The following is a 25671-nucleotide window of genomic DNA, read 5'->3' as shown; positions in this document are numbered from 1 at the left end:
AGCGATGATCGAGCCCCGAAGCGGCCTCGAGTCCTGCCACACCCAGATGGCGGCACGACCCCCCTTACGACTGTCCGCGCGACTAGGTCGTGACAACCCGTTCACCGTCATCCGGTCGCCACACGGCTTCGGCAAGTCGGCGCTCGCAGCCGAGTGGGTGCGCTCCGCCGACGCGGCCGGGTACACCGGCGTCCTGGTCCCTCCGCCGCCCGCCGGAATCGGGTCCGAGCGGTTCTGGCGGCTGGTCGCCGAACGTCTCGCGGCTGCCGGCGCACTGTCGACCACACCGATCGACGCCACGACGTATCCCGCGATCCGGGACGACCTGATCCGGACCGGCTCCCCCGTCAGGCTGGCGCTCGAGCGGATCGATCACGTCACAGACCCGGGGATCGAGGAACAGATCCTCGACCTCGTCGAGTGCTGCGATCAGGTCCGCGTCGTCGTGACGGTCGTCGGTCGGACGCTCTTCGGTGACCCGTTCGCACTGGATCCGACGCACGACCTGCTGGGCGGCGACGATCTGCTCCTGCGGCGTACCGAACTTCGCGGCCTCTTCGCGGCCGGCGGGATCACCGTGCACTCGGACGAACTCGATCTCGTCCACCGCCTGACCGGCGGGATGTGGTCGCTCGTCGAGATCGCGCGCGCCGTCACCGACGGCCTGCCGTCGCCGGTGGACCGACTACCACTCCTGGAAGGCCGGCTCGCCGAGTCGATCTCCGACCACGTGCGCACCACCGTCCTCGCCGCACCCGACGTCGTCGCGCACCGCGACTTCCTCGTCAGCACCGCGACCGCGCACACCATCAGTGTCGAGACAGCGCAATTCCTGGGATCCGGGACCGGTGCAGCCCGCCATCTGGCGGCCCTCGAGGCTTCCGGCGTCGCGGACTACCGCGAGACCACGAGCGGTCCGCAGTGGCAGATCCCGGGCGCCGCTCGGCGTGAGCTTCGCTCGATCCAGCGCGCGGAGAGGATGGATCCCGCCGCCCGGTCGACACGGCTCGCGCTGCACCACCGCGGCCGGAGGGAATACGCCGCCGCGGTTCGGTGCGCGATGGAGGCCGAGAACTGGCCCCTGACCGTCGAACTCGTCGAGGAACACTGGATCGGACTCGTCGGCGCGCATCTCGACCTGCTCCGCGACGTGCTCCTCATGCTCCCCGAACACGTCTTCGACACCAACCCGGGATTCCGGGAAGCACAGGAACTCGTCGCCAGCCTGGACGGTGACGTCCGGGCGGGCACCCAGGCGCACGATCTCGAAGAACTGCGACAGCTCGCCTCCGCCGACGACGTCGGTAAGACGGTCGGCATCGTCACGCACCAGACGCTGATGCTGCGTCTCGCCGGACGGTACGACGCTTCGGCCGATCTGACCCGGCAGATCCGCCGCGTCGTCAGCGAGGTCCTGGTGACGCGCGCCGACGATCTCTCCGAGATCCTCCCGTTCCTCCGAATGCAATGGGGGCTGACGTTCCAGTTGGCCGGCGATTTCACCGAATCGACTGAGGTGCTGCGCCTGGCCTACCTGCAGGGCAGTGCCCGACGACTCGCCTACATCGCCCGCAACGCGGCCGGGAACTCGGCCCTCAATTGGGCACTGGCGGGCGAGCCGGAACGCGTCAGCGAATGGCTCGACCTCGAGCGGGCGCATCCCCCGGCCGACGACGCCGTGGAACCGCTGATCCGGATCGGTGGGCTCACCGCCAGGGCGCTGACCGCACTCGACCGACTCGACTTCGCAACGGCACAAGCCGCTCTCGACCAGCTCGACCCGCTCCCGGTGGTCGCCGAGCTGTGGCCCTTCGTCGTGTACGCACGCTGCCGCCACGCCGTCGCGGCCGGCCATCCCTCCCGCGCGCTCACGACTCTCGCCGCGGTCGCCGACAAGCGGCAACGCGCCGAGAGTGGATTCGTCCGATCCCTGCTCACCGCCGTCGAGATCGAGGCGCACCTCGCGGCGGGGTCCGGCAGTCGCGCCTGTCTGCTCGCGGCACGCACACCCAGCGACACCCCGTGGTCGGTCGTGGCGGTGGCACGGACCCACCTGATCACCGGTAACCACCATTCCGCGATCACCACCTGCCGCCGGTACGACTGGCTCGGCACCCCCTTCACCCGTTCACATCTCGAGGCGCTCCTCATCGAGACCGCGGCCCAGCACGCACTCGGCAGAGTCGATCGCGCGACCCAACTGTGGCGGCGCGCGTGCGAACTGGCCGACCGTACCGGCATCCGAGCAGCTTTTGCCGGTGTCCCGCACGATCTCGTCATCGCGCTCGAGGAGTCGGCGGCCGTACCGTCGGAAACGGCGGCCGACTATCTCGCCTCGGAGTTCACCGACCAGTATCCGTCGGCCCTGCACCGCCCCGAGCTGACAGAACGCGAGAAGGCCGTCCTCGACAGGCTCGCCGATGGCCTCAGCGCCCCGGCCATCGCCCAGGAACTCTTCGTCTCGCTCTCCACCGTCAAAACGCAGCGGACCTCCCTCTACCGCAAGCTCGGCGCGCACTCGAGGCGGGAGGCGCTCGCCGTCGCCCGCGAGTTCGGGCTCCTCCCCATGAGAGATCATGCGGACTCGATACCTCGAGAACGAGAGTCTGGTTGGTAACGCACCGCCCCGGGTTTCCGGTTTCCCATATGTTCCGTCCCGTACCGAGTTCTGACCGGTGCGCACGGTGACGAGGCGGAACCGCCTACGCGGACGGACAGAGAGCGCGCCCTGCTTCGTTCCAGAACGGGAACAACTCGGGGCTGGACGCATCCGGATGATCGATTCGCGCGGTCTCGACGAACTCCAGAAACGTCCTCCCCGGCATGCTCGCGGTGTCGCAGGCCTCGAGCCCCAGCTTCACCGCCGCGGGCCGGCTCAGCCCCCTACCCCACGGGCCCAGGTCCCTCGAGGCGAAGACGTCGAGCTGTCCACCCCACCGATCGAAGGCGAGCTGCAGATCCGGGCCGCACCCCTCCGCGAAGAGCGACGCGCACGTCACCGTCCGGCCGTCGAACACGACCGACCGGTCCTCCAGGGACCGAGGTACATTCTTGCTCGGCAGGTCCGATATCCCCCGGGCGATCGCGAATCCGACACCGAACACGGCCGCGACAACCAAGACTGCAACGAGAATGCGCGACACCGTCTCCCCCCTTCCCGGCGTTCTCGCCGCCGCGTCGTGACTACGGCCGCTGCGCGAGCGTCAACCTGATTCGGTGACGGGACGCGATCCGACCGTCGTCGATGCGCCACGCGTCCAACCGTTCGAAGGCCGCGTCCCGGACGCGCTCCAGCTCGCCGTCGGGTATCGCATCCCACAGCAACCGCTGTCCGTGCGACCGTGTCCAGGCGTACCACTGGTCGGCATCGTCGAAGAGCAGATCGAGATCGAAGTTGGTCGAGCGCGGGTCCACCAGGCCGGCGGAGCGCATCAGCCGTTCGACCGCGGCATCGGACCCGAAGGACCCGTTCGGATCCCGCGGATCGACGCTGAAGAACTGACCTTCCCGATACGGCTCGAAGAGATCCTCCATCTGAGCCCAACGCGGGTCCCACGCACTGAACGTCGACACCCCCACGGTTCCGTGGGGCACGAGCAGCGAACGCCAACGGGTCAACGCCGCGGCGGCGTCCGGCAGGAAGAAGATCATGAACGATGCCGTGATCGCGTTGAACGTGCCGTTCCTCAGCGTCGGCTGCATCGCGTCCATGACCTGGACGTTCACATTCGAGAGTCCGCGAGCTCGGGCCTCGTGCGCGGTTGTCGCAACCATCTTCGGCGACAGGTCGATCCCGGTCACCTCCCCCGTCGACCCCACCGCGGAGGCCAGCCGGAACAGCACGGCGCCACGACCACACCCGATGTCGAGCACCCGATCTCCTGGCTGTGGATCCACTGCGGCAACCAGTCGATCCGCGATGGGACCGAAGAAGGAGACACCGACATTGTCGTAGCTGTCGACGACAAGATCGAACAGTTCCGCGATCCGTTCGGACCGCCCAGCGTCCGGCGCTTCGACCATCTTCCGATCATCTGCCCGCCGATGAACGACGGTCAACGACGATTGGGTATCGGCCACCCTCCGACTCGATGACATCTCGACCAGCCCGGGCGGAACGTTCACGTATGTCGGGAACGTCGGTGTTCCGCACGGCGCCGCACTAGGGTTCCGACATTCCATTGCTTCCGTATGACACAGACTTCTGCTGGACGATTGCTCGCCGGAACGCCGATGGCCCGGACGCTCGATGCGAGCGTCCGGGCCATCGGATGCGAATCAGCTGGTGAACGCCTCGATCGGCGGGCACGAGCACACGAGGTTGCGGTCGCCGTGCGCACCATCGATGCGCCGGACGGCCGGCCACACCTTCGGCCGGCCCTTACCCCGCGGGTAGACGGCGATCTCCCGCGAGTACGGGTGATTCCACTCGGCAACAAGGCACTCGGCGGTGTGCGGGGCGCCGCGCAGCGGGTTGTCGTCGACGGGCCACTCCCCTGCCCCGACCCGGTCGATCTCGCGGCGGATCGCGATCATCGCGTCGCAGAACTCGTCGATCTCGTCGAGGTTCTCGCTCTCGGTCGGCTCCACCATGAGGGTGCCTGCCACCGGGAAGCTCATTGTCGGGGCGTGGAAGCCGTAGTCGGCCAGTCGCTTCGCGACGTCGTCGACCGTCACACCAGTTTCCTTGGTGAGCGGGCGCAGATCGAGGATGCACTCGTGGGCCACCATGCCGTTCTCACCCGTGTAGAGCACCGGGAAGTACTCGTCGAGTCGACGCGCGATGTAGTTGGCCGACGCAATCGCCGTCAGCGACGCCCGACGCAGCCCCTCGGCGCCCATCATCTTGATGTACGTCCAGGTGATCGGCAGGATCGATGCACTGCCGTACGGTGCCGCGGATACCGGTCCCGAACCACCGAGTTCCGGCGCCATCGGATGGCCGGGGAGGAACGGCGCCAGGTGCGAACGCACGCCGATCGGGCCGACACCGGGGCCGCCGCCGCCGTGCGGGATGCAGAACGTCTTGTGGAGATTCAGGTGGCTGACGTCGCCGCCGAACCGCCCCGGGCGGGCCAGCCCGACCAGCGCGTTGAGGTTGGCGCCGTCGACGTACACCTGACCGCCGGCGTCGTGCACGGCCGCGCAGATCTCGCCGACCTCTTCCTCGTACACGCCGTGGGTCGACGGGTAGGTGATCATGATTGCTGCCAGGCGCTCGGCGTGATCGGCGATCTTGGCGCGCAGGTCGTCGAGGTCGACGTCGCCGTTCTCGCGGCAGGCGACGACCTCGACCCGCATGCCGGCCATCACTGCGGACGCCGCGTTGGTGCCGTGCGCGCTCGACGGGATCAGGCAGGTGTCACGATGATCGTCGCCGTGGCTGAGGTGGTAGTTACGGATCGCGAGCAGGCCGGCGTACTCGCCCTGGCTGCCGGCGTTGGGCTGCAGGCTCACCGCGTCGTAGCCGGTGATCGCCACGAGCCAGTCCTGCAGGTCCGAGATCACCTTCAGCATGCCCGGGGCGTCCGCGGTCGGCGCGAACGGATGCAGCTTCGAGAACGCGGGCCACGTGATGGGTTCCATCTCGGCGGTCGCGTTGAGCTTCATCGTGCACGAACCGAGCGGGATCATGCTGCGGTCGAGGGCGATGTCCTTGTCCGACAGCGCGCGCAGGTAGCGCAGCATCGCGGTCTCGGTGCGGTACTTCGTGAACGACTCGTGCTGCAGGTACACGCTGGTGCGGTCACCGAACGGCGCCGGGGTGTAGGCGATCTCGGCATCGGACGGCAGCCCGAACGCCGCCAGCACCGACGCAATGTGCGCCTCGGTGGTCGCCTCGTCGCACGCGATGCCCACGTGATCGGCGTCGACGAGACGCAGGTTGACGCCCCACGCCTTCGCCTCCGCGGCGACGTCGGCGGCTCGTCCCGGCACCCGCGCGAGGACGGTGTCGAAGAAGTCGTCGTGGACGACGTCGACGCCGGCGGCCCGCAGACCGGCGGCGAGGTTGGCGGCGCGGTCGTGCACGCGCTGCGCGATCGCCTTCAATCCCTCTGCGCCGTGGTAGCTCGCGTACATCGCGGCGACGACCGCCAGCAGGACCTGCGCGGTGCAGATGTTGCTGGTCGCCTTCTCGCGGCGGATGTGCTGTTCACGGGTCTGCAGCGCCAGTCGGTACGCCTTGTCGCCGTCGGCGTCCACCGAGATGCCGACGAGTCGGCCCGGAAGCTGACGGGCATGCTTGCCGTGGACCGCGAGGTAACCGGCGTGCGGTCCACCGAAGCCCATCGGGACACCGAACCGCTGCGTCGTGCCGAAGCAGGCGTCGGCCCCCATCTCGCCGGGCGGGGTGAGCAGCGTCAACGCGAGCAGGTCGGCGCCGACCGCGACCAGGGCGCCGCGCTCGTGGGCCGCCGCGATCATCGCCGAGTGGTCGACGACCCGCCCGGAGGCGCCGGGCAGCTGCGCCAGCACACCGAAGAACTCGCCGTCCGGCAGCCCCTGCGTGAGGTCCGCCTCGACGATCTCGATGCCGAGCGGTTCGGCGCGGGTGACCACGATGGCACGGGTCTGCGGGAACAGGTCGGTGTCGACGACGAACCGCGGCGACTTGCTGCGCGACGCCCGTCGCAGCAACGTCATCGCCTCGGCCGCGGCGGTGCCCTCGTCGAGCATCGACGAGTTGGCGATCTCCATGCCGGTCAGGTCGCCGACCATGGTCTGGAAGTTCAGCAGAGCCTCGAGCCGGCCCTGGCTGATCTCCGGCTGGTAAGGCGTGTACGCGGTGTACCAGGCGGGGTTCTCGAGGATGTTGCGCACCAGCACCGGCGGGGTGAGGGTGTCGTAGTAGCCGAGGCCGATCATCGAAGTCGCGACGGTGTTCTGCGCGGCCAGCTCGGACAGCGCGGCCAGCGCGTCGTGCTCGGACAGCGGCGCGTCGAGCGCGTCCAGACCTGCTGCGACGCCCGCCGGCGCGGGGTCGAGGATGCTCGCGGGCACGGCGCGGGCGGCGAGCTCGTCGAGCGAGCCGACGCCGACGATGTCGAGGATGCGCGTCAGTTCAGCCGAGTCGGGACCGACGTGACGGTCTGCGAACGAATGGCTACGAGCGTCGATCAAGTGAACTCCCAGGCGGTTCGTCAGGTGCAGGATGCGCTCCACGAATGGAACGGTCCTCCCCCTCTGTCGCCTGCTCGGGAATCCCGAGCGCCTGAGAGATTCGGTCGCTGCGCTGTCCGTGGGTGTCCGATGCGTCCCCGGACATCCAAAGACGACGCGCGCCTTTCCCCGTGGGCGGGTGGGTGCTCCCACCGCTTTCCAGAGGCGTCGGAGCCCGTACGGTCCTCGGTGCCTGAGAGATTGACGGGGAGGTGTTGCTCCTTCGGCGTCCGCGCAGGTCTACTGACCTGCCCGGAACTCTCCCGTACGACGGCGACGCCCCGTCAGTCTATGCCACCGCCGGGCACCTGGACGAAAGCCCAGAACAGCTAGCCGGTCTTGCGGTCGCCACGGTTCTTGCGGCGCGATGCCAACTCGTCCTCGGGCCGCTCGGTCGCATCGCCGCCGTCGGCACGCTCCGCCGGGAAATCGGCGATGGTGCCGGTGAGTTCGCGCATCGCGCCGCTCACTGCGATACCGAATACACCTTGACCGCCCTGCAGCAGGTCGACGACCTCCTCGGCGGACGTGCACTCGTAGACCGTGGTGCCGTCGGAGAAGAGGGTGATCCGCGCGAGATCCCGCACGCCACGCTGACGGAGGTGATCGACCGCGACACGGATGTTCTGGAGCGAGATGCCGGTGTCGAGCAGGCGCTTCACGATCTTGAGAACGAGGATGTCCTTGAACGAGTACAGGCGCTGGCTACCCGATCCGGCGGCACCTCGGATCGAGGGGACGACGAGATTGGTGCGGGCCCAGTAGTCGAGCTGCCGGTAGGTGATGCCGGCGATCTGACACGCACTCGGCACCCGGTAGCCGACGAGTTCGTCGGGAACGGAGTCGTCGGGGAACAACCCGGGCTGCACGTCCTCGTCGACGCTGGATGCCCCGACGGTCGTCCCACCGGAGAGGTTCAACTCGTGTTCCTGCGGCCGATCTCCCACGGACTACTCCCTCTCGCATGTTCAGGGGCAACTGTCAGGGGGAAGCACATCAGCATCCCCACTACCACTGGTCACCCACTCGTGCACATCGAGTAAACCCGAATGGTGGATCCACTCAGCGTACGCCCTGGATACAAGGCGTGGCGGGCGTTCACAGACAGACGGTATGACCCCGGCGCAGCCGGGTCAACGCGACACACCCCAAAGTCTCAACCTAAACTTGAACTTTAGGCTGAAGGTGCATCAACCGTCCGTTGCCTTGAAATCATCCGGCGAAACCGACTCGAGGAATTCCTTGAACTTCTCGACCTCGTCCTCACGTTCGTCTGGCATCACGAGGCCTGCCTCGGCGAGCACAGCCTCCTCGACGAAGATCGGAACTCCGATCCGCAGGGCGATCGCCACCGAGTCCGACGGTCGCGCCGAGACCCTCACGTCCCCCTCGAACACCAGATCCGCGTAGAAGGTGCCGGCCTGCAGGTCCACGATCCGAACCTCGCGCAGGGTGTGCCCGAAAGCCTCGAGCAGGTCCTTGATGAGGTCGTGTGTGAGTGGGCGTGCGGGTTCGACCCCCTGCTGCTCCAACGCGATCGCGGTGGCCTCGGTCTGCCCGATCCAGATCGGCAGATAGCGATCCCCATTGCTCTCACGCAGAAGCAACACCGGCTGGTTCTGCGGCTGTTCGACACGGATTCCGATCACACGCATCTCACTCATCGCGTCCTCCACCTCGTACCGGTGACCGGGTCCACCTCGAACGGCGAACGAGTCCCGTTTGACGTACTCCCCGATTCTATTCGTTCCCGCAGCGGCCGTCAGCGATCGAGCGCCCCGCGCACCGCCGCCTTCACGAGGCAGGTGTGGAGCGTCAGGGAGAGCGCGGCCAGTTCGCGGACCATTTCCTCGGCGCGATCCCGCGCGCCGGCGTCTCGCCCCTTCGCGACGGGGCCGGCGATCTGCGCGACCAGTCCGGCCTCGCGGTCCGCGGCGAGCTTGAAGGCGCGCAGGTGCCGGACCTCGAGTCCGAACTCCGACATCGACTTCGCGGTGCGCGCGAGCGTCACCGCGTCCTCGTCGAAGAAGCCGGCCGGGCCGGGGATCACCAGTCCGCTGCGGAGCAACTCGTTGAGGAAGCGGTCGTCGATGCCGGATCGGGCCATCAGATCGTCCCGGCTGACCCGCACCTCACGGTCGGTGCGGAACTCCTCCGGTGACACCTCGCCGGGCGCAACCGCGAGCGTGCGCGGGCGCCGTGGCATCGAATCCACGGCGCCCACGGTCGCCACGCCCTTGTCGATCGCCTCGAGCTGCTCCTTGATGACCTTGAGCGGCAGGTACTGGTCCCGCTGCGCCGTGAGGACGTAGCGCAGACGTTCAACGTCTGCGATCGAGAACCGCCGATAGCCGGACGGCGTCCGCTCGGGACTGATCAGCCCCTCCGATTCCAGGAACCGGATCTTGGAGATCGTCACGTCCGGGAACTCGGGACGCAGCCGGTCGAGCACCGTCCCGATGGACATGCCCGTGGCGGTCTCCTGCCGAACGGCCGTCATTGGTTGCCCGCACCAGCCGCGGACTCACCGATCTGCGAACCGCCGGCGTTTCCTCGCGGGCCGGTCAGGAAGACGAGGCGGAACTTGCCGATCTGCACCTCGTCCCCGTTCGCGAGCACCGCGGAGTCCACCGGTTCACGGTTGACGTAGGTGCCGTTGAGGCTGCCCACATCGACCACCTGGAACTCGTCGTCGTCCTGGCGGAACTCGGCGTGCCGCCGACTCACCGTGACGTCGTCGAGGAAGATGTCGCTGTCGGGGTGGCGGCCCGCCGACGTGGTCGGCTGGTCGAGCAGGAAGCGCGAGCCCGCATTCGGACCCCTCTTGACGACGAGCAACGCGGACCCGGCGGGCAGACCCTCGACCCCGGAGACAGGTGCCTCGGCCGTCTGCGACGCCGAGCTGTCCATCTCGTTGAGAAAATCCGCACGGAAAACCGATGTGGTCTCGGCCGGCGTCTCTCCGTAAACCGCATCGTTGCCGTTCTCGCTCACCGTTTCTCCTCCTCAGTCCGACGACCCGGGAGCCCTTTCCGAGCCCCAAGGTCACGCGATACAACTCGGCCCAGACGAATCTCGGCCACGATCACATTCCGATGCGGATATGAACAACCGACACGGCACTGCGCTCACCTTGACCGTACCCTGAGAGTGCCGGTGCGTGTAGGTGGACAGGCCGGGCGAATACCCGCGAAACCGACGGAAAATCAGCTCCCGGAAACCGCGAGGTACGCGTCGGCATCCAGCGTTCCGGCGAGCGCCTCGTCCAGCGCCGCCTCGGACGCCACCTCGAGGTCCACGAGCCATCCACCGGCGTAGGGCTCGCTGTTCACCAGCTCGGGGTTGGCGTCCAGCTCACCGTTGACCGCAACGACTTTCGCGCTGAGCGGCGCGTAGATGTCGGACACGCTCTTGGTCGACTCGACCTCACCGAACGAGTCGCCGGCGGCCACGTCCTCGCCCTCCGCGGGAAGCTGCACGAACACCACGTCGCCGAGCTGCGACTGCGCGAAATCGGTGATGCCCACACGCACCGTCGTCGGACCGGTACGCCGCACCCATTCGTGCTCCTCTGTGTAGCGCAGATCGGCAGGCGTAGCGAGCTCACTCACGGTGGCTTCCTTTCGGGGGACGATCCGGCGACCGGATCGAAGATCAGTTTCCGGGTTGAGCGTATTGGCGCGGTTTGATCTCCCGCAAGGCGGTGACCGTGACCTGCGGGGATTGCTCGATCCGGAGCTGTCCGCCGCTGCGTGCGACGGTGTCGACGACTCCGCCGGGGATGTTCAGCGCGGCCGCCAGCGTCGGCGGATCGCCGATCGCGACCACACGGAACGGGGCCGACACCTTCCGCCCGTCGACGGTGACGTTTCCGCCGCTGCCGCTCACCCAGGAGTCGACGCCGATCCGGATCGGGTCGGATCCCGCGCCACTGATCTCGATGGCCTCGGCACCCGCGGCGCGCAATTCCTGGACGAGGTCGAGCAGCACCTCCGAGCCGACCGACTTGCCCGGGTCCGCGATGGTGAGCACGACGCCGGGGCCGGTCGCGGCGACGGTCCCCACCTGGATCGACAGCGCCGCGAGCCGGGACTTCGCCTCGTCGAGGGCCGCGCTCGAACTGCCACCACCGGCCTCGAGCTTCGACAGCGTCTGTTCCAGACCGGCGACCTCCTGCCGCAGCGCGGCCTCGCGCTGGTTGAGGTTGCCCAGAACTGCGAGCAGGTCCGCGGGCCGCGCCGAGTCGAGGTTGTCGCCCGATCCGGTGCTGCTGACCTGCGTCGCGATCCCGACGCCGAGGGCTGCCATGAGCAGCACCGCCAGCAATCCGAACCCGAACCGGCGGCGGGTGCGGGTGGGCGCCGGCGGCGGCATCTCGTGCCGGCCCTCCGTGCGCTGTTCCGCGGTGTCGTCGGCGAGTGCGTCGGGGCGTACTTCGTTGTCCTGCATGCGCGTCACGCCCCGAACAGGCGCCGGCGCAGGGCTGCGGCGTTGCCGAAGATCCGAATTCCGAGCACGACGATGATCGCGGTCGACAGCTGAGTTCCGACGCCGAGCTGATCGCCGAGCCACACGATCAGGGCCGCGACGAGGACGTTGAACACGAACGAGACGACGAAGACCTTCGAGTCGAAGATCTCGTCGAGGTAGGCGCGCAGCCCCCCGAACACGGCGTCGAGCGCCGCGACCACCGCGATCGGCAGATAGGGCTGGACGGCGTCGGGCACCTGCGGGCTGAACAGAATCCCGACCACGATGCCGGCGACGAGCGCGAGCACTCCATAGAGCGCGTATCCGCCTTTGACGGTCTTCACGGTGCCCCCGTTTCCTGTGCGAACCTCGTTTCGCGACCTGCCGCGCCGGGTAGCCGCAGGTCGTCGGACTCGGCGATGGTGAAACCCACGCCGTACAGCTGTTGGACGGTCGACATCCGCAGGTAGGCGTCGCTGACGACGAATCCGGTCTGCAGTTTCGCCGGTGGTCCGATCGCGGACACCCGGTACGGCGACGGCACGGGCTGGTTGTCGACCAGCATCGCGCCGCCTGCCTGGCGGATGGTGACGGCCGGTCCGACGCGCACGTCACCGACCGCGACCGCCTCGGCGCCGCTCGCCCACAGAGCGTTCACGACGGACTGCAGGTCGCGGTCCAGGACGCCGGCCTGCGGCGATCCGGATACCCGCTGCGAGGAGTCGGACAGGTCGGGGCGCGCGGCAGGATCGGTCAGGGTGACGACCAGTCCGGGTCCGTGTACCGGTTCGCCGGCGGCGGCCGCCTCGAGGGTGTGCAGCTGGTCGAGAACCTCGGCACCCTCCGCGTCACCTGCGAGGACGCTCGCCCGCAGGTCGTCGACCCGGACGGTGAGATCGTCGCGGTTCCCGGCGAGGCTGCGACCGCGTTCCTCGGCCGCCCGGACCTTGGTCAGCATCTCGGTCCGGGTCTGGTCGGCGTCGCTCGCAGAGGACGACGCCTGCGCGTAGGCGACGCCGAAGACCAGCCCGACCAGCGCCGCACCCACGGCGATCCAGGAAACGGCGCCGACCCGCGTCGGCTTCGTGTGCCCCTGCGCCCGGTCCTCGGCGGCCCCCGCGTACCCGGGATCGAGGTGATCGTTCATGAGCGACTTCAGCAGCGACGGAACCGGATTCCGCCGCACCTGCCGCGGGGTCCCCGTCACGGGCCGCTCCGTGCGACCGTCGGCGGCACCGTGCGTGCGACGTCGACGGCCTTGGCGATGTACAGGCCCCCGGTCCACACGTAGAGGACGGTCCCCCAGATCAGCAGCGCGTACCCCCACGCGTGTGCCACGCCCGCGATGCCCCAGTCACCCTGTGCCGCCAGCACCAGCGGCATCGCGAACATCAGCGCGAACGTCGCGGCCTTGCCGAGGTAGATGACCTCGGGCGGTGGGAGTCCACGACGGCGGTAGATCGGCAGCGTCAACGCCAGGATCAGGTCGCGGCCGATCAGGATCGCGGCCACCCACCACGGGATGATGTCGCGTAGGACGAACGCGATCAGCGTCGTGATCACGTACAGCCGGTCGACGAACGGGTCCAGGAGCGCGCCGAGTCGCGACGTCTGGTTCAGCAGACGGGCGAGCTTGCCGTCGGCCCAGTCGGTGAAGCCGCTGAGTATGAGGATCGCGAGCGCCCAGCCGTCCGCATGCGGGCCCAGCAGCAGGTACAGGAACAGCGGCACGCCGGCGAGCCTCACCATGCTGAGGAGGTTCGGGACGGTCAGGATGCGATCTTCGCCCTGCTTCGAGCCGGACTTCTGCTGCCCTACCGCGTCCACCAACAATCCTCTCGGGTCCCGTCCGCTGTCGGTGGCCAGCTTTCCACACCCGGTGTCCCATTTCAGGAACCGACCGTTCGGAGGCGACTTTGCTCAGGCCTGCCAGTCAGCGGACCGGTCAGGTCCGCGGCACCCGCGCGATGGATCCGGCGGTGATGCTGCCGAGGTAGATCCAGTCGGGTGTCTCGCGCACACCAGTCACCGGCGAGTAGCTGCCCTTCGCGCCCTGCAGACTTAGGACCACGCGCCCGCCGTCGTCGAGACCGAGTACCCACGCCCGGCGTTCCGGATCCGGTTGCACGACGCTCGGCAGGTTCGCGGCGAGCACCCGCAGTCCCGGATACGGCGCCATCCCGTCCAGCAGTCGCATCCGCGGGCTGTAGAGCGCGACCCAGAAGATGCCGTCGGCGGTCTGCGAGGTGACGTTGTCGGGGATCCCGGGCAGATTGTCCGCCCACACCGACACGGTCCCCGTGCGCGGTCCGGTCAGCTCGACGCGCTGGATCCGGTACGAGCCGGTCTCCGCGACGACCACGTACGACTCGTCGCGAGCGAGACCGACCCCGTTCGCGAACTGGAGGCCGTCCGCAAGCAGATCCATCTCCCCCGTGCGCGGGTCGAAGCGCAGCAGCCGGCCGGTGCCGCTGTGCTCGAGCATGTCGAGTCGGTGGTCCTCGACCGTGAACCGTGACGACGAGTCGGTGAAGTAGACGACGCCGTCGCGCGTGACGGCGGAGTTGTTGCACGCCAACAGCGGTCGACCGAGCGCCTCGTCGGCGAGTACCTCCACACGCCCGGTCTCGTCCACCCGCAGCACGCCCCGTCGGCTGTCGCAGACGAGGAAGCGCCCGTCGTCCAGCACCTCGACACCGAGCGGACGCCCGCCGGTGTGGGCGAGTTCGGTGGCACGGCCGTCGGCGTCGAACCGCCAGATCCTCCCGTCGTCGCCGCCGGTGATCACGCGCCCGTCGCCGTCGACCGCGACGTCCTCGGGGCCGCGTCCGGTGGGCAGCTTCCACTGCTGCGCGGCGTCGAGTTCCCGACTCGGTGCGAACAGTCCCGTCTCGGCCGGGGCAGGCGGCGGCCGCCACGCGACCGGTTCGATGCCGGTGCGGTCGACGGCGTGCAGGACCGATCGGAGGATCGTCACGGCCTCGACGCTAGTCGCGGGCGGGGCCCTCCGCCCGGGATTTCAGCGCCACGCGAAGCTCGGCTGCGCCAGATCCCCGACCCGGGTCGGGCGGCCGTGCAGGACGACCTCGCAGAACTGGTGGATCACCGCCCCCGTCGGTGCGTGGATGTGTTCGCCGCGGAACGGCCAGCACGCGACCGGTTCCGGTGATCCGGGGATCTCGACGAACCGGGTCGGCACGTCGAGCTCCCCCAACGGAACCGCGAACACGTGCGCCACCTCGTCGGGGTTCGGCACGAGGGCGTCCACCGAATCCTTCGACCACACCACGAACGGTGTCATGACGTAGCCCGAGCGGGTCACGTAGTCGTCGAGGCGCCCCAGCACGTCGTCGGGGCCGACGCCGATGCCGAGTTCCTCACGCAGTTCCCGCAGCGCCGCGTCGCGGGCCGTCTCGCCGTCGTCGAGGCGGCCGCCCGGCAGCGCGAACTGTCCTGCGTGGGCCCGCATCTTCGACGGCCGCAGGGTCAGCGGGAACACTGGGACGCCGTCGTCGCCGGCCATCACCGCGATCACGACGGCTGCCGCGCGCCGGTCTTCCAGCGGCTCCGTCCGGGCGTCGAAGGCCCGCAATCGCGATTCGATGTCCGCGCGGGTGAGCTTCGCCGTGTTCGTCATGTCCGCCTCCTGCACCCCGACCGTCGTTCGACCGATCATGCCCCACCGGGACAGCGGTCTCGTTATCGTGGGAGCCTGCGATTGGGGCCCAGATGCGCACGTCACCGCGATCGATCGTCCGCCGCCTGTCGCGCGTCCTCCTGTGTGTCGTCGCCGCCGTGCCCGCGGCCGTCGTCGTCGACGCGGCCGCCGCCAAGCCTGCGGGTCCGACGCCCTGCGCGTGGCGATTCATGTCCGACGGCGACGTACTCGACGTGGCCTTCCCCGACGAGAACGCGACCTACTGGGTGTTGCCATATGCCCTCGGGGCGAACGACTCGATCGAGGTGTCCGGCACGTACCCGTCGGCGCGGTACTTCTCGCTCAACACCTACGGCACCGACCTCGACACCACCGACACCCTGCGGGACGACCAGATCCTGCCCGACTCCGGCAGCGGCAACCCCTTCGCCGATCCCGCGGCACAGGTGCTCCCGCCGGAGCAGCGCCGGCGGCACGCGACCCTCGTGACCGGTCCGGCCGACCACGAGCGCAACGAGATCCGCGCGCTGCGCGACGGCGGCCCACCCGTCGGGTTCCTGATCATCCGCGTGTACGTGCCGGACGATCCCGCGTCGCCGAGTGGCGGTGTCCCACTCCCGCAGTTCGCCTACCGACTCGGCGGGACGACGACCCCCGTCCAGCCATGTGCCCAGCCGTTCGATCCGCGCACGCTGCCCGCCCCCGTCGCCGACGCCGGACAGTGGGTCGTCGACCGCGCGATCGAGCGGGCCGCGTCGGGCGCGTTCCGCGCGGACACCCCCGAGGCCACGTTCGTGAATCCCGCGAGCACGTCGGGCCTGTTTCCCAACGGCGACAACAAGTACATCGGAGCCGTGCTGACGTATCAGCCGGGACGGGTCGCGGTGGTGCGGGGCCGGGCACCCGTTTTCCCGGACACACGCGCCGGTGCGTCTCCCACCGAGCCCGGACAGCAGGTGCGCTACTGGTCGATGTGCCAGAACGACCTCGTCTCGCCGTACCCGGTGGTGGCGTGCGCGGCCGACTTCCAGACCGATCGGGGCGCCGACGGCCGGTACACGTACGTCGTGGCGGCCCCCGGCGACGTTCCCTCGAACGTGGATCCGACGGTGACCGTGCTGCCGTGGGGCTCGACGGACGTGCCGAAGAAGCTCCTCATCCTGCGGAACATGCTGCCCACGGCGGCGTTCTATCCCACATCGATCCAGGCGTCGCAGGCGGACGGCACCGATCCGGCGGCCACGATGGGTGCCTACTACCCCGAAGTGACGTACTGCTCGACGGCGACCGTCGAGATGCGGGGTTACGCGGGCTGTTTCGAGGGAGACCGACGATGAACTACGACATCCGGATTCGCGATCTGCCGGAGCAGCCCGCCGCGATCGTGCGGGGCGCCGTCACGGTCGAGGCGATCCCCGCCTTCCTGGGGCCAGCCTTCGACGCCGTCGCCCGCGCCGCGACGGATCAGGGCGTCGAGATCGTCGGCCCCCCGTTCGGACGGTTCCTGCCGCTGCCGGGCGACCGCTGGAACATCGAGGCCGGGTTCCCGCTCGAGCGCGACCTCGTCGAGGCGGGTCCGGTCGAGTCGGCGTCGCTGCCGGCCGGGCCGTGCGCCTGCACGGTTCACGCCGGCGGCTATGACACCGTCGAATCGGCGTATGTCGCTCTGACACAGTGGATCAGCGAGCACGGATACGCGACCGTGGGCGAGCCCTGGGAGTCCTATCTCGACGCCCCCGATACGCCGCGACCGCGGACCGAGGTGTTCATGCCAGTCGTGCGCCCGGACTCCAACTGATCCGACCGCCGACCCGCCAACGATCTTGTCGCCCTGGTAGGGCAAGATCTCGCATCGTGACTCGCTCCACCCGGCTCGGCCTCCTCCTCGCGCTCTCCGGCTCCCTTCTGGCCATCACCGGGTGCAGCAGCACCCCCACCGACAGCGAACCCGTCGTCATCGCCCGGACGACCCCGGATCCGACGACGTCGCACAGGGTATCGGCGACCCCGCGTCACGTCCCGACCACGTCGGCACCCGCCCGAGCGGTGGTCACCGAAACCTCGACTCCCCCGGCGCCCGGCGTCACCCCCGACGCCGCGCCGATGGACGCCCTCGGCCCCGAGGATCTGCTGTTCCTGTCGTACATCACCGAATTCACGCTCATGGAGAAGCCCGAGAGCGACCAGATCAGGCTCGGCCTGTCGATGTGCAACTCCCTGTATCGCGGTGAGAGCAAGCCCGACCTCACCGCCGAATACCTGGGCGACGGCCGCTACACCAGGGCCGAGGTCGCCAACGTCCTGGGCGCCGCGACGGTCGCGTACTGCCCCGAGTTCGCCTGACGCACCAGTGTCGGCGTTGAACGAGCCTATCCCCTACGACCGCATGCGCCGACTGCTCGGCCTGCCCGATCTCGTGGTCGGCTCCCCTGCTCGATGGGCGGTTCGGAAGATCCGAACCGGCGCACAGTCCGGCCAGTGGGGCGTGTGGCGATGCCCGGGTTCCGCGAATTACACGCTGGTCGAGGCATTTCGGACGTGGCCGGACGCGATCGACGGAGTGCGACGTGCGGTCCACGGTGCAGGGCGCGGCACATCACCCACCGACCTGCAGGCGGCCGGCGAAGGCGGACGCGCGGTCGACGAGGTGATCGCGCAGGCGTGACACTGCCGGCGTCGGCCGGTGATGTCCCGACGCCAGCCCGATGCTGCGCTCGCGCGCACCCTCGAGCGGGACGGCCACGACGCCCCCGTGCGGCGTCTCCGCGGTCGGCAGCAGCGCGACGCCCAATCCGTGTCCGACCAGCGCCCTGATCGTCTCGAACTCGGTGATCTCGAACGACACCCGCGGGGTGAATCCCGCCTCGGCGCACCACGAGTCGACGAGCTGACGCAGATGGTAGGACGGCGGGTTCGCGATGAACGCCTCGTCCGCGAGTTCGGCCAGGTCGACCTGCGCCCGGCCCGCGAATCGATGGGTATCCGCGACGTGCAGGTGGATCGCCTGACGGCCGAGGACGACCACGGGCAGGTCTTCCGGCGGCGGGATCATCACCGCCAGGTCGAGTCGGCCGTCTCGCACCATCCCGGCGAGCGCATCACCGTGCGCCTGGACCAGATGGAGCCGGATCCGCGGCGCCGCTGCATGGAATTCCGCGAGCACCGACGGAATGCTCACCGGCCCGAGCGTGAGCGGAAAGCCGAAGCGCACGAGGCCTCCCTCGGGATCGGCGTTGCGCCGGACGACTCCGAGCGCGTCGTCGAGCGCACCCACCAGGCCGTGTGTCCGCTCGAACAGCTCGCGCCCCTGCGCGGTGAGCGCGATGCCGCAGAGGACATTCTGGACGTCGTCCTCATCGGGGGCGGCATCATGTCCGCGACGCTCGGCGCGCTGCTGTCCACGCTGCAGCCGGACTGGTCGATCGTGATGCTCGAACGGCTCGACGGCCCAGCCCAGGAGAGTTCGAACGCGTGGAGCAACGCCGGGACCGGGCATGCCGGGTTGTGTGAACTCAACTACATGCCCGATCCGAGTGATCCCGCCCGCGCCGCCGACATCGGACGCCAGTACGCGCTCTCACAGCAGTTCTGGGCTGCGCTCGTCGACAACGGTGACATCGACGGTCCGCGGTCCGTCGTCAATCCGACACCGCACATGGACGTCGTCTTCAGCGAACGCGACATCGCATATCTGCGTGAGCGTTTCGCGACGCTGCGGCGGCTGCCCCTGTTCGCGGACATGGAGTACAGCGAGGATCCCGAGACGATCAGGGCCTGGGCGCCGCTGCTCACCGAGGGGCGCGATCCCGCCCAGCCGATGGCGGCGACGCGCCACACGGCCGGCACCGACGTCGACTTCGGCGCGTTGACTCACGCGCTGGTGAACACGATGACCGCTCGCGGCGCGCGAGTGCGGACGCACCACGAGGTGACCTCCCTGTCCCGGTCCGCGGACGGGGTCTGGAGCGTCGGCGGACGGGACCGCCGCGAGAAGCGCCGCTTTTACGTCCGGTCGAGGTTCGTGTTCGTCGGCGCCGGCGGATATGCCCTGAAGCTGCTACAGAAGGCCCGGATCCCCGAGGTCCGCGGGTACGCGGTCTTCCCGCTGGGCGCCCAGTTCCTCCGTACCGATCACCCCGACGTGGTCGAGCGGCACGACGCGAAGGTGTACGGACAGGCGGCGATCGGCGCGCCACCGATGTCGGTGCCGCATCTCGATCGGCGGATCGTCGACGGGCGTCCCGCGCTCATGTTCGGGCCCTACGCCACCTTCAGCACGAAGCTGTTGAAGCACGGCCGACTGCGGGACCTGTTCACCACCATCCGTTTCCACAACGTCGCACCGCTGATGGCCGTGGGGATCCAGAACCTGGGACTGGTGCGGTACCTGATCGGCCAGTTGGTCGCCTCCCGCCGACGGAAGTTCGCCGAACTGGAGCGGTTCTACCCCACCGCCGATCCGGTCGACTGGGACCTGATCCAGGCGGGACAGCGGGCGCAGCTGATCAAACCCGACCGGAGGAGGGTGGGCGTCCTGACGTTCGGCACCGAGATCGTCACCGGCGCCGACGGCACGATCGCGGGCCTGCTCGGGGCCTCGCCCGGCGCGTCCATCGCCCCGCCCCTGATGGCGGACCTCCTCGCGGCGTGCTTCCCCGAGGAGCACGCGCGATGGCAGCCCACCCTGCAGCGGTTGATGCCAGGCCTCGGGGCGGCGCCCGTCGACACCGAAGAATGCGCGGCCGACCCGGACGCGTCCGCCGCGGGCTGACCCCACGAAGAAGGCATGACGCCGGCGCTCCGAATTGATGATCCAGTCGACATTGCAGGCGGAATCACTACGAGTATTTCGTCCGCAATGACCGGAACGTGCAATCTTTGGCGATGGCGGGCAGGCGTCTGCCTGGACCCAATTCGTTGGACTTTCGACACCTGCCCAAACATCCACGCCAATTAGAGTCACCACCTGGCGGGCGTCGATTTCATCGAAGACGTGTTCAGCCCTGCATCGCGATCAGTCAATACGGACTGGAGTTGTCAATGCCCGGACAGGCCGACGACGACATCCCCGTCGACAGCGCCGGCCCGGTCCGGTCCGAGAGACCGTCGCGGGCGGGACTCGTGCCGCCGGGCTGAGCGCGCGACACCAACCACCGCTCCGGCACGTGGTGCCCTGCTTCCCGACCATCAGCGAAGTCCGGCCACGCCTGCTCGAAGGCGTTCACGCAGAGGGAAAGGAATCACCCGCCACCTGAGACTCGTCAACGGGAAAGGGACCACCACGATGACGAAGAATGAGAAAACCGTCCAAGAAGTCACCTACGATCTGCTGCGTTCGCTGGAATTGACCACCGTATTCGGAAACCCGGGCTCCACCGAGCAGACGTTCCTGAAGCGTTTCCCTGACGACTTCACCTACGTGCTGGGGTTGCAGGAAGCGTCGGTGCTGGCCATGGCCGACGGGTTCGCACAGTCCACGGGCAGGCCGGCGTTGGTCAACGTGCATACCGGCGCCGGAACCGGGAACGCGATGGGCAGCCTGGTGGCCGCGTCCAAGGGAAACACGCCACTGATCGTCACGGCCGGTCAGCAGACGCGCGAGATGGTCCTGTGCGACCCGTACCTGACGAACCGCGACGAAACCCTGCTGCCGATGCCCTGGGTCAAGTGGGCCTATCAACCCGCGCGCGCAGAGGACGTGCCGGCCGCGTTCATGCGCGCCTACGCGGTCGCTCTGCAGCCGCCGGCGGGTCCGGTGTTTCTGTCCATCCCGCTCGACGACTGGGACAAGCCGGCCGAAGGGTCCGCGGTAGTCAGGACGGTGAGCGATCGAATCAGCCCGGATGCCGAGCGCCTGCGTGGATTCGCGGATCGCGTCAACCGCGCGCAGCGGCCACTCCTGGTCTTCGGGCCCGAGGTTGATCGCAGCCACGCCTGGGATGCCGGCGTGGCCCTCGCCGAGAAACTCGGGGCGCCGGTGTACAGCGGCCCGCTTCCCGACCGAGTGTCCTTTCCCGAGAATCACAGCCTGTACCAGGGGCAGCTCCCGATGACCATCGCGGGCGTCAACGAGGCTCTGCAGGGCCACGACCTGGTCCTCGTGATCGGAGCGCAGGTCTTCCGCTACTACCCCTACGTGCCCGGTGAGTACCTGCCCACGGGTACCGAACTGCTGCAGATCACGTCGGATCCGACGATGGCCGGAGCCGCGCCGGTCGGCGACAGCGTGCTCGGCGACGCGCGGTTGGCGTTGGAGCAGCTCGCGGGCATGGTTGATGACCGGAGCAGCGTGCCCGCCATGACCACGTCGGTGGGTGGCCACGACATCGCCGACGCCGAGTCCTCGCCCCTGACGCCGGCCGCGGTGTTCTCGACGCTGGGTACCGTGAAGCCGGCAGACGCTCCGCTGGTTACGGAATCGACATCCACGATGGCCCAACAGGTCCGGTGGCTGCCCACGACCCGTACCGGTTCGTTCTTCGCGACCGCCAGCGGTGGGATCGGCTGGGGCGTACCCGCGGCGGTGGGCATCGCGCTCGGCGACCGCGCCCGCGGGGTGAAGCGCACCGTGGTCGCGACCATCGGCGACGGATCGTTCCAATACTCGGTGCAGGCGATATGGACGGCGGCCCAACACCGCCTGCCGGTCGTGTTCGTGGTGTTGCGCAACGCGGAGTATTCGATCCTCAAGGCGTTCGCCCTGCTGGAGAAGACACCGGGGGTGCCCGGACTGGACTTGCCCGGCCTCGACATCGCCTCCATCGCAGAGGGTTTCGGGTGCCGGTCGGTCAACGTGGACACCACCGAGAAGCTCGCCGAGGCGTTCACCTCCGCACTCGAAGCCGATGGGCCCACTGTCATCGTGGTGCCGACTGAACCGGAGTTGGCGCATCTGGGCTGATTCCGGCGCGCACCCGCGTATCGCCCACGCCGCCACCGCTCACGTGCGGTCGATCTCCGACCGGAACCGGCGCCGGACAGCAAGAAACCCAGGTGAAAGGATCTTCACCTGGGTTCTCGTCGGTCGGGCTGACAGGATTTGAACCTGCGACCACTTGACCCCCAGTCAAGTGCGCTACCAAGCTGCGCCACAGCCCGTCCACGCCCTCGTTCGGGCGCCTCAGAAGATTACAACAGTGTCGCCAGGGAAAGCGAATCGCCTGGTCAGCAGCCCTGGACGACCCCACTGAGGCGCTGTCGCACCGGTTTTGCGACCGTCACACACCGAATCCGCGTCGAATTCCCGTGTGCTCTGGGCAACCTGTGCGACAGCGCCGTCGGTCAGCGGCTGCGGCGGTCCCGCTTCTCCCGCACGCGCACCGAGATGCGCACGGGGCTGCCGTCGAAGCCGAACTCCTCACGCAGGCGACGCTCGAGGAAGCGGCGGTAGCCGGCCTCGAGGAAGCCCGTGGTGAACAACACGAATGTCGGCGGACGGGTGCCGGCCTGGGTCGCGAACATGATGCGGGGCAGGCGTCCACCACGCATCGGCGGCGGCGTGGCCGCCACGACCTCCTTGAGCCAGTTGTTGAGGCGTCCGGTCGGGATGCGCTTGTCCCACGACTCCAGCGCCGTGTCGAGCGCAGGAACGAGCTTCTGGACGGCCCGACCGGTGTGCGCGGAGATGTTGACCCGCTGCGCCCACGGCACGCGGACCAGTTCGCGGTCGATCTCCTTCTCGAGCATCAGACGCCGGTCCTCGTCGACCAGGTCCCACTTGTTGAAGGCGAGCACCAGCGCACGACCCGTCTCGGCCACCATGCTCAGGACGCGCAGGTCCTGCTCGGTGATCGGCTTCGACGCGTCGATCAGGAGGATCGCGACCTCGGCGGCCTCGATCGCGCCCTTGGTCCGCAGCGACGCATAGAACTCGTGACCGCTGGCATGGTTGACCTTCTTGCGCAGGCCGGCGGTGTCGATGAACTTCCACACCTTGCCGCCCAGCTCGACGAGCGAGTCGACGGGGTCGACGGTGGTGCCCGCAACGTCGTGGACCACCGAGCGCTCGTCACCGGACAGCTTGTTGAGCAGGCTCGACTTGCCGACGTTCGGCTTGCCGACGAGCGCCACCCGGCGGGGGCCGGTGCCGCCGGTGCCCTCGCGCGGGGTCTCCGGAAGGACCCGGAGGACCTCGTCGAGCAGATCACCGGTGCCGCGACCGTGCGTGGCACTGACCATGTACGGCTCGCCCAGGCCGAGCGACCACAGGGCCGCAGCCTCCGCCTCGGTACGGGCGTCGTCGACCTTGTTCGCGACGAGGATCACCGGTGTCTTCGACCGGCGCAGCACCCGAACGGCAGCCTCGTCCGTCCCCGTGGCACCGACGACGGCGTCGACCACGAGCAGGATCGCGTCCGCGGTGTTCATCGCCAGTTCGGCCTGACGCGCCACTGACTGCTGCAGGCCCTTGGCGTCGGGCTCCCAGCCGCCGGTGTCCTGCACCATGAACCGGCGTCCGGCCCAGTTGGCGTCGTACGAGACGCGGTCGCGCGTCACACCGGGGATGTCCTCGACGACCGCCTCACGACGGCCGATGATGCGGTTGACGAGCGTGGACTTGCCGACGTTCGGCCGTCCGACCACCGCGAGTGTCGGTACCGCGAGGTGCTCCTCGGCGTCCTCACCGTCGAGGAAATCGGCGAGGTCCCAGTCGGACTCCTCGCTCCAGATTCCGTCTCCGGCGTACTCGGTCGCCGTCGAATCTCCTACATAACCGTCGGTCACTGCACTGCTCCAGTTCTGTCGCCTACCACCAGCAGCAACCTGCCGATCACGTCTTCGATACCCAGTTCGCTCGTGTCCACCGTCACCGAATCCTCCGCCGGACGCAACGGAGATACCGCGCGGGTGGAATCGAGGTGGTCGCGGCGCTGCACGTCGGCGAGGACTGCGGCGAAGTCGTCTCCGCGTCCTTCCGCGATGTTCTGGGCGTTGCGCCGCATGGCCCGGGCCTCCGCGGAGGCCGTCAGGAAGATCTTCACGTCGGCGTCCGGCAGCACGACGGTGCCGATGTCGCGGCCCTCGACGACGATGCGCCCGGCCTGCTCCACGATGCGCCGCTGCAGATCCACCAGGAACGTCCGCACGTCTGGCACCGCGGACACCGCCGACACGGCCTGCGTGACGGCCGCGCCGCGGATCTCGTCGGTGACGTCCTCGCCGGCCAGTCGCACGCCGTCCGCGTCGGGATCGGTGCCGATCGACAGCGGCAGCGACGACGTCGCCTCGGCGACGGCTACCGGATCACCGATGTCGACGCCGCGGCGCAGCACGTGCAGCGTCGCGATCCGGTACATCGCGCCGGTGTCGAGGTAGCGCGCACCCAGACTCTTCGCCACCCGGCGGGACACGCTGGACTTACCGGTGCCCGACGGTCCGTCGATCGCGACGACCAGTGGGGTCGGTGTGGTCACAGACCCACCGCCCCGTAGAGGCCGCCGACCTCGCCGCGGCCGAGGACCCGCAGGGTGCCGGGACGGCCGTCGCCGAGCGCGACGTTGCCGATGTCGGTGCGGACCAGCCGCACCACCGGGTGTCCGACGGCGTCGAGGAGGCGGCGCACGATGTGCTTGCGGCCCTCGTGCAGGACGATCTTGACCAGCGACTTGCCACCGTTGATGTCGAGGAGCTGGAACGCGTCGACCTTCGCCGGCCCGTCGTCGAGCTCGACGCCGGCCTTGAGGGTCTTGCCGACGCTGCGGTCGACGACACCCTGCACGGTGGCCAGGTACGTCTTCGGCACCTCGTACGACGGGTGCATCAGCCGGTGCGCGAGGTCACCGTCGTTGGTCAGCAGGATCAGTCCCTCGGTGTCGGCGTCGAGACGACCGACGTGGAAGAGGCGCTGACCGGCGGAGACGCGTTCGGAGACGATGTCGCCGATGCACGGGCGTCCGAGGTCGTCGGACATCGTGGACTGCCAGCCCCGCGGCTTGTTCAGTGCGATGTGGACCAGATCCTTCTTCACGACGACGCGGATACCGTCGACGCGGACGACCGCGTTCTCGGGGTCGACCCGCAGGCCCTGCTCGAGGACGATGCGGCCGTCGACCTCGACGCGGCCCTGGTCGATGAGTTCCTCGGCGGCGCGTCGGGAGGCGACTCCGGCCTGTGCGAGGACCTTCTGCAACCGCACGCCGTCGCCCTTCATGGGCGCGAGGTCGCGGTCGATGTCGGCGTACTGGTGCTTCGCGGGCTTCGCGTTGCTGATCTTGGGAGTCTGCGCCTGGGTCTGGGCGCGCTGGGGCTTGGCCGACTTCGGCTTGCCCCGCTTGTTCAGCTGCTTGTTCGCAGCGGTCGAGCGTGCAGCACCCTTGGCGGGCTGCTTCTTCTTACGGTCCGGTGTGCCATCACGGCGAGCGGGCTTGTTCACTTTTTTGGAT

24 protein-coding genes, 1 tRNA gene and 1 riboswitch are annotated in these 25671 nt (G+C 68.8%); of the genes, 6 read left to right on the top strand and 19 right to left on the bottom strand.

The window, feature by feature from the left end; translation table 11 throughout:
• Positions 1 to 4 precede the first annotated feature (4 nt).
• The gene (locus ABI214_RS01455) at positions 5 to 2617 is read left to right on the top strand and encodes a helix-turn-helix transcriptional regulator (RefSeq protein ID WP_348605443.1); all 2613 of its coding nucleotides are present in this window, start codon (positions 5 to 7) and stop codon (positions 2615 to 2617) included.
• An 85-nt stretch (positions 2618 to 2702) separates the two neighbouring features.
• Here ABI214_RS01455 and ABI214_RS01450 read toward each other — a convergent pair whose 3' ends face one another.
• The 14 genes from ABI214_RS01450 to ABI214_RS01385 all read right to left on the bottom strand — a co-directional run bounded on the left by ABI214_RS01450 (position 2703) and on the right by ABI214_RS01385 (position 15268).
• Positions 2703 to 3143: a hypothetical protein gene (locus tag ABI214_RS01450; RefSeq protein ID WP_348605442.1), complete on the bottom strand. Its 441-nt coding sequence runs from the start codon at positions 3141 to 3143 to the stop codon at positions 2703 to 2705.
• A 40-nt stretch (positions 3144 to 3183) separates the two neighbouring features.
• A complete protein-coding gene (locus tag ABI214_RS01445; protein ID WP_348605441.1) occupies positions 3184 to 4023 on the bottom strand; it encodes a class I SAM-dependent methyltransferase in 840 nt (279 codons plus the stop codon).
• A 255-nt stretch (positions 4024 to 4278) separates the two neighbouring features.
• Positions 4279 to 7122, bottom strand: a complete 2844-nt coding sequence (gcvP, locus tag ABI214_RS01440; protein WP_348611111.1) for an aminomethyl-transferring glycine dehydrogenase — start codon at positions 7120 to 7122, stop codon at positions 4279 to 4281.
• A gap of 209 nt (positions 7123 to 7331) precedes the next feature.
• Positions 7332 to 7437: riboswitch (glycine riboswitch) on the bottom strand.
• A gap of 53 nt (positions 7438 to 7490) precedes the next feature.
• Entirely contained in the window at positions 7491 to 8108 is a 618-nt protein-coding gene (locus tag ABI214_RS01435; RefSeq protein WP_348605440.1) for a MerR family transcriptional regulator, read from the bottom strand.
• A gap of 243 nt (positions 8109 to 8351) precedes the next feature.
• A complete protein-coding gene (locus ABI214_RS01430; RefSeq protein WP_348605439.1) occupies positions 8352 to 8825 on the bottom strand; it encodes a bifunctional nuclease family protein in 474 nt (157 codons plus the stop codon).
• Between the two features lie 98 nt (positions 8826 to 8923).
• Positions 8924 to 9661, bottom strand: coding sequence for a transcriptional regulator FtsR (gene ftsR, locus ABI214_RS01425; protein WP_348605438.1), 738 nt, complete (start codon positions 9659 to 9661; stop codon positions 8924 to 8926).
• A complete protein-coding gene (gene odhI, locus ABI214_RS01420) occupies positions 9658 to 10155 on the bottom strand; it encodes an oxoglutarate dehydrogenase inhibitor Odhl (RefSeq protein ID WP_280763925.1) in 498 nt (165 codons plus the stop codon). The genes ftsR and odhI overlap by 4 nt, the downstream gene beginning before the upstream one ends.
• 212 nt (positions 10156 to 10367) lie before the next feature.
• The gene (gene gcvH / locus ABI214_RS01415) at positions 10368 to 10772 is read right to left on the bottom strand and encodes a glycine cleavage system protein GcvH (protein ID WP_348605437.1); all 405 of its coding nucleotides are present in this window, start codon (positions 10770 to 10772) and stop codon (positions 10368 to 10370) included.
• Positions 10773 to 10815: 43 nt separating this feature from the next.
• Positions 10816 to 11610 carry a DUF881 domain-containing protein gene (locus tag ABI214_RS01410; protein WP_408586768.1) on the bottom strand — a complete coding sequence of 265 codons (795 nt, stop codon included), beginning with the start codon at positions 11608 to 11610 and terminating at the stop codon, positions 10816 to 10818.
• A 5-nt stretch (positions 11611 to 11615) separates the two neighbouring features.
• Positions 11616 to 11975 (bottom strand): small basic family protein, encoded by a 360-nt coding sequence (locus ABI214_RS01405; protein WP_348605436.1) that lies wholly within the window; start codon positions 11973 to 11975, stop codon positions 11616 to 11618.
• A complete protein-coding gene (locus ABI214_RS01400; protein WP_348611100.1) occupies positions 11972 to 12778 on the bottom strand; it encodes a DUF881 domain-containing protein in 807 nt (268 codons plus the stop codon). The genes ABI214_RS01405 and ABI214_RS01400 overlap by 4 nt, the downstream gene beginning before the upstream one ends.
• Before the next feature lie 56 nt (positions 12779 to 12834).
• Positions 12835 to 13458: a CDP-alcohol phosphatidyltransferase family protein gene (locus tag ABI214_RS01395; RefSeq protein ID WP_348605435.1), complete on the bottom strand. Its 624-nt coding sequence runs from the start codon at positions 13456 to 13458 to the stop codon at positions 12835 to 12837.
• 118 nt (positions 13459 to 13576) lie between these two features.
• Complete coding sequence (locus ABI214_RS01390; protein WP_348605434.1) at positions 13577 to 14608, bottom strand: SMP-30/gluconolactonase/LRE family protein; 1032 nt, start codon at positions 14606 to 14608, stop codon at positions 13577 to 13579.
• A gap of 42 nt (positions 14609 to 14650) precedes the next feature.
• Positions 14651 to 15268, bottom strand: coding sequence for an NUDIX hydrolase (locus tag ABI214_RS01385; protein ID WP_348605432.1), 618 nt, complete (start codon positions 15266 to 15268; stop codon positions 14651 to 14653).
• A gap of 92 nt (positions 15269 to 15360) precedes the next feature.
• Here ABI214_RS01385 and ABI214_RS01380 point away from each other — a divergent pair, with 92 nt between their 5' ends.
• The 3 genes from ABI214_RS01380 to ABI214_RS01370 are packed head-to-tail and all read left to right on the top strand — an operon-like array spanning position 15361 to position 17632.
• Positions 15361 to 16626, top strand: coding sequence for a hypothetical protein (locus tag ABI214_RS01380; protein WP_348605431.1), 1266 nt, complete (start codon positions 15361 to 15363; stop codon positions 16624 to 16626).
• Positions 16623 to 17087, top strand: coding sequence for a GyrI-like domain-containing protein (locus ABI214_RS01375; protein ID WP_348605430.1), 465 nt, complete (start codon positions 16623 to 16625; stop codon positions 17085 to 17087). Before ABI214_RS01380 ends, ABI214_RS01375 begins: the two co-directional genes overlap by 4 nt.
• Before the next feature lie 56 nt (positions 17088 to 17143).
• Complete coding sequence (locus ABI214_RS01370; RefSeq protein WP_348605428.1) at positions 17144 to 17632, top strand: DUF732 domain-containing protein; 489 nt, start codon at positions 17144 to 17146, stop codon at positions 17630 to 17632.
• A gap of 253 nt (positions 17633 to 17885) precedes the next feature.
• On the opposite strand, the gene ABI214_RS01365 is transcribed toward ABI214_RS01370, so the two are convergent.
• On the bottom strand, positions 17886 to 18563 hold the full coding sequence (locus ABI214_RS01365) for a LysR substrate-binding domain-containing protein (RefSeq protein WP_348605427.1): 678 nt from the start codon (positions 18561 to 18563) through the stop codon (positions 17886 to 17888).
• A gap of 33 nt (positions 18564 to 18596) precedes the next feature.
• Here ABI214_RS01365 and mqo point away from each other — a divergent pair, with 33 nt between their 5' ends.
• Positions 18597 to 20060, top strand: a complete 1464-nt coding sequence (gene mqo, locus ABI214_RS01360) for a malate dehydrogenase (quinone) (RefSeq protein WP_408586815.1) — start codon at positions 18597 to 18599, stop codon at positions 20058 to 20060.
• Positions 20061 to 20573: 513 nt separating this feature from the next.
• Positions 20574 to 22190, top strand: a complete 1617-nt coding sequence (mdlC, locus tag ABI214_RS01355; RefSeq protein WP_348605426.1) for a benzoylformate decarboxylase — start codon at positions 20574 to 20576, stop codon at positions 22188 to 22190.
• Positions 22191 to 22313: 123 nt separating this feature from the next.
• Here mdlC and ABI214_RS01350 read toward each other — a convergent pair.
• The 4 genes from ABI214_RS01350 to ABI214_RS01335 all read right to left on the bottom strand — a co-directional run bounded on the left by ABI214_RS01350 (position 22314) and on the right by ABI214_RS01335 (position 25661).
• A tRNA-Pro gene (locus tag ABI214_RS01350) sits at positions 22314 to 22387 on the bottom strand.
• 183 nt (positions 22388 to 22570) lie between these two features.
• Positions 22571 to 24013, bottom strand: a complete 1443-nt coding sequence (der, locus tag ABI214_RS01345) for a ribosome biogenesis GTPase Der (RefSeq protein ID WP_348605424.1) — start codon at positions 24011 to 24013, stop codon at positions 22571 to 22573.
• Positions 24010 to 24702 carry a (d)CMP kinase gene (gene cmk, locus ABI214_RS01340; RefSeq protein ID WP_348605423.1) on the bottom strand — a complete coding sequence of 231 codons (693 nt, stop codon included), beginning with the start codon at positions 24700 to 24702 and terminating at the stop codon, positions 24010 to 24012. Before cmk ends, der begins: the two co-directional genes overlap by 4 nt.
• Positions 24699 to 25661, bottom strand: a complete 963-nt coding sequence (locus tag ABI214_RS01335; RefSeq protein WP_348605422.1) for a pseudouridine synthase — start codon at positions 25659 to 25661, stop codon at positions 24699 to 24701. The genes cmk and ABI214_RS01335 overlap by 4 nt, the downstream gene beginning before the upstream one ends.
• Between the last annotated feature and the right edge of the window lie 10 nt (positions 25662 to 25671).

Origin of the sequence: Prescottella soli (assembly GCF_040024445.1) — a bacterium.
GTDB lineage: Bacteria > Actinomycetota > Actinomycetes > Mycobacteriales > Mycobacteriaceae > Prescottella > Prescottella soli.
Note: the sequence above shows the minus strand (reverse complement) of the source record. Positions and strands in the feature narration are given on the sequence as shown.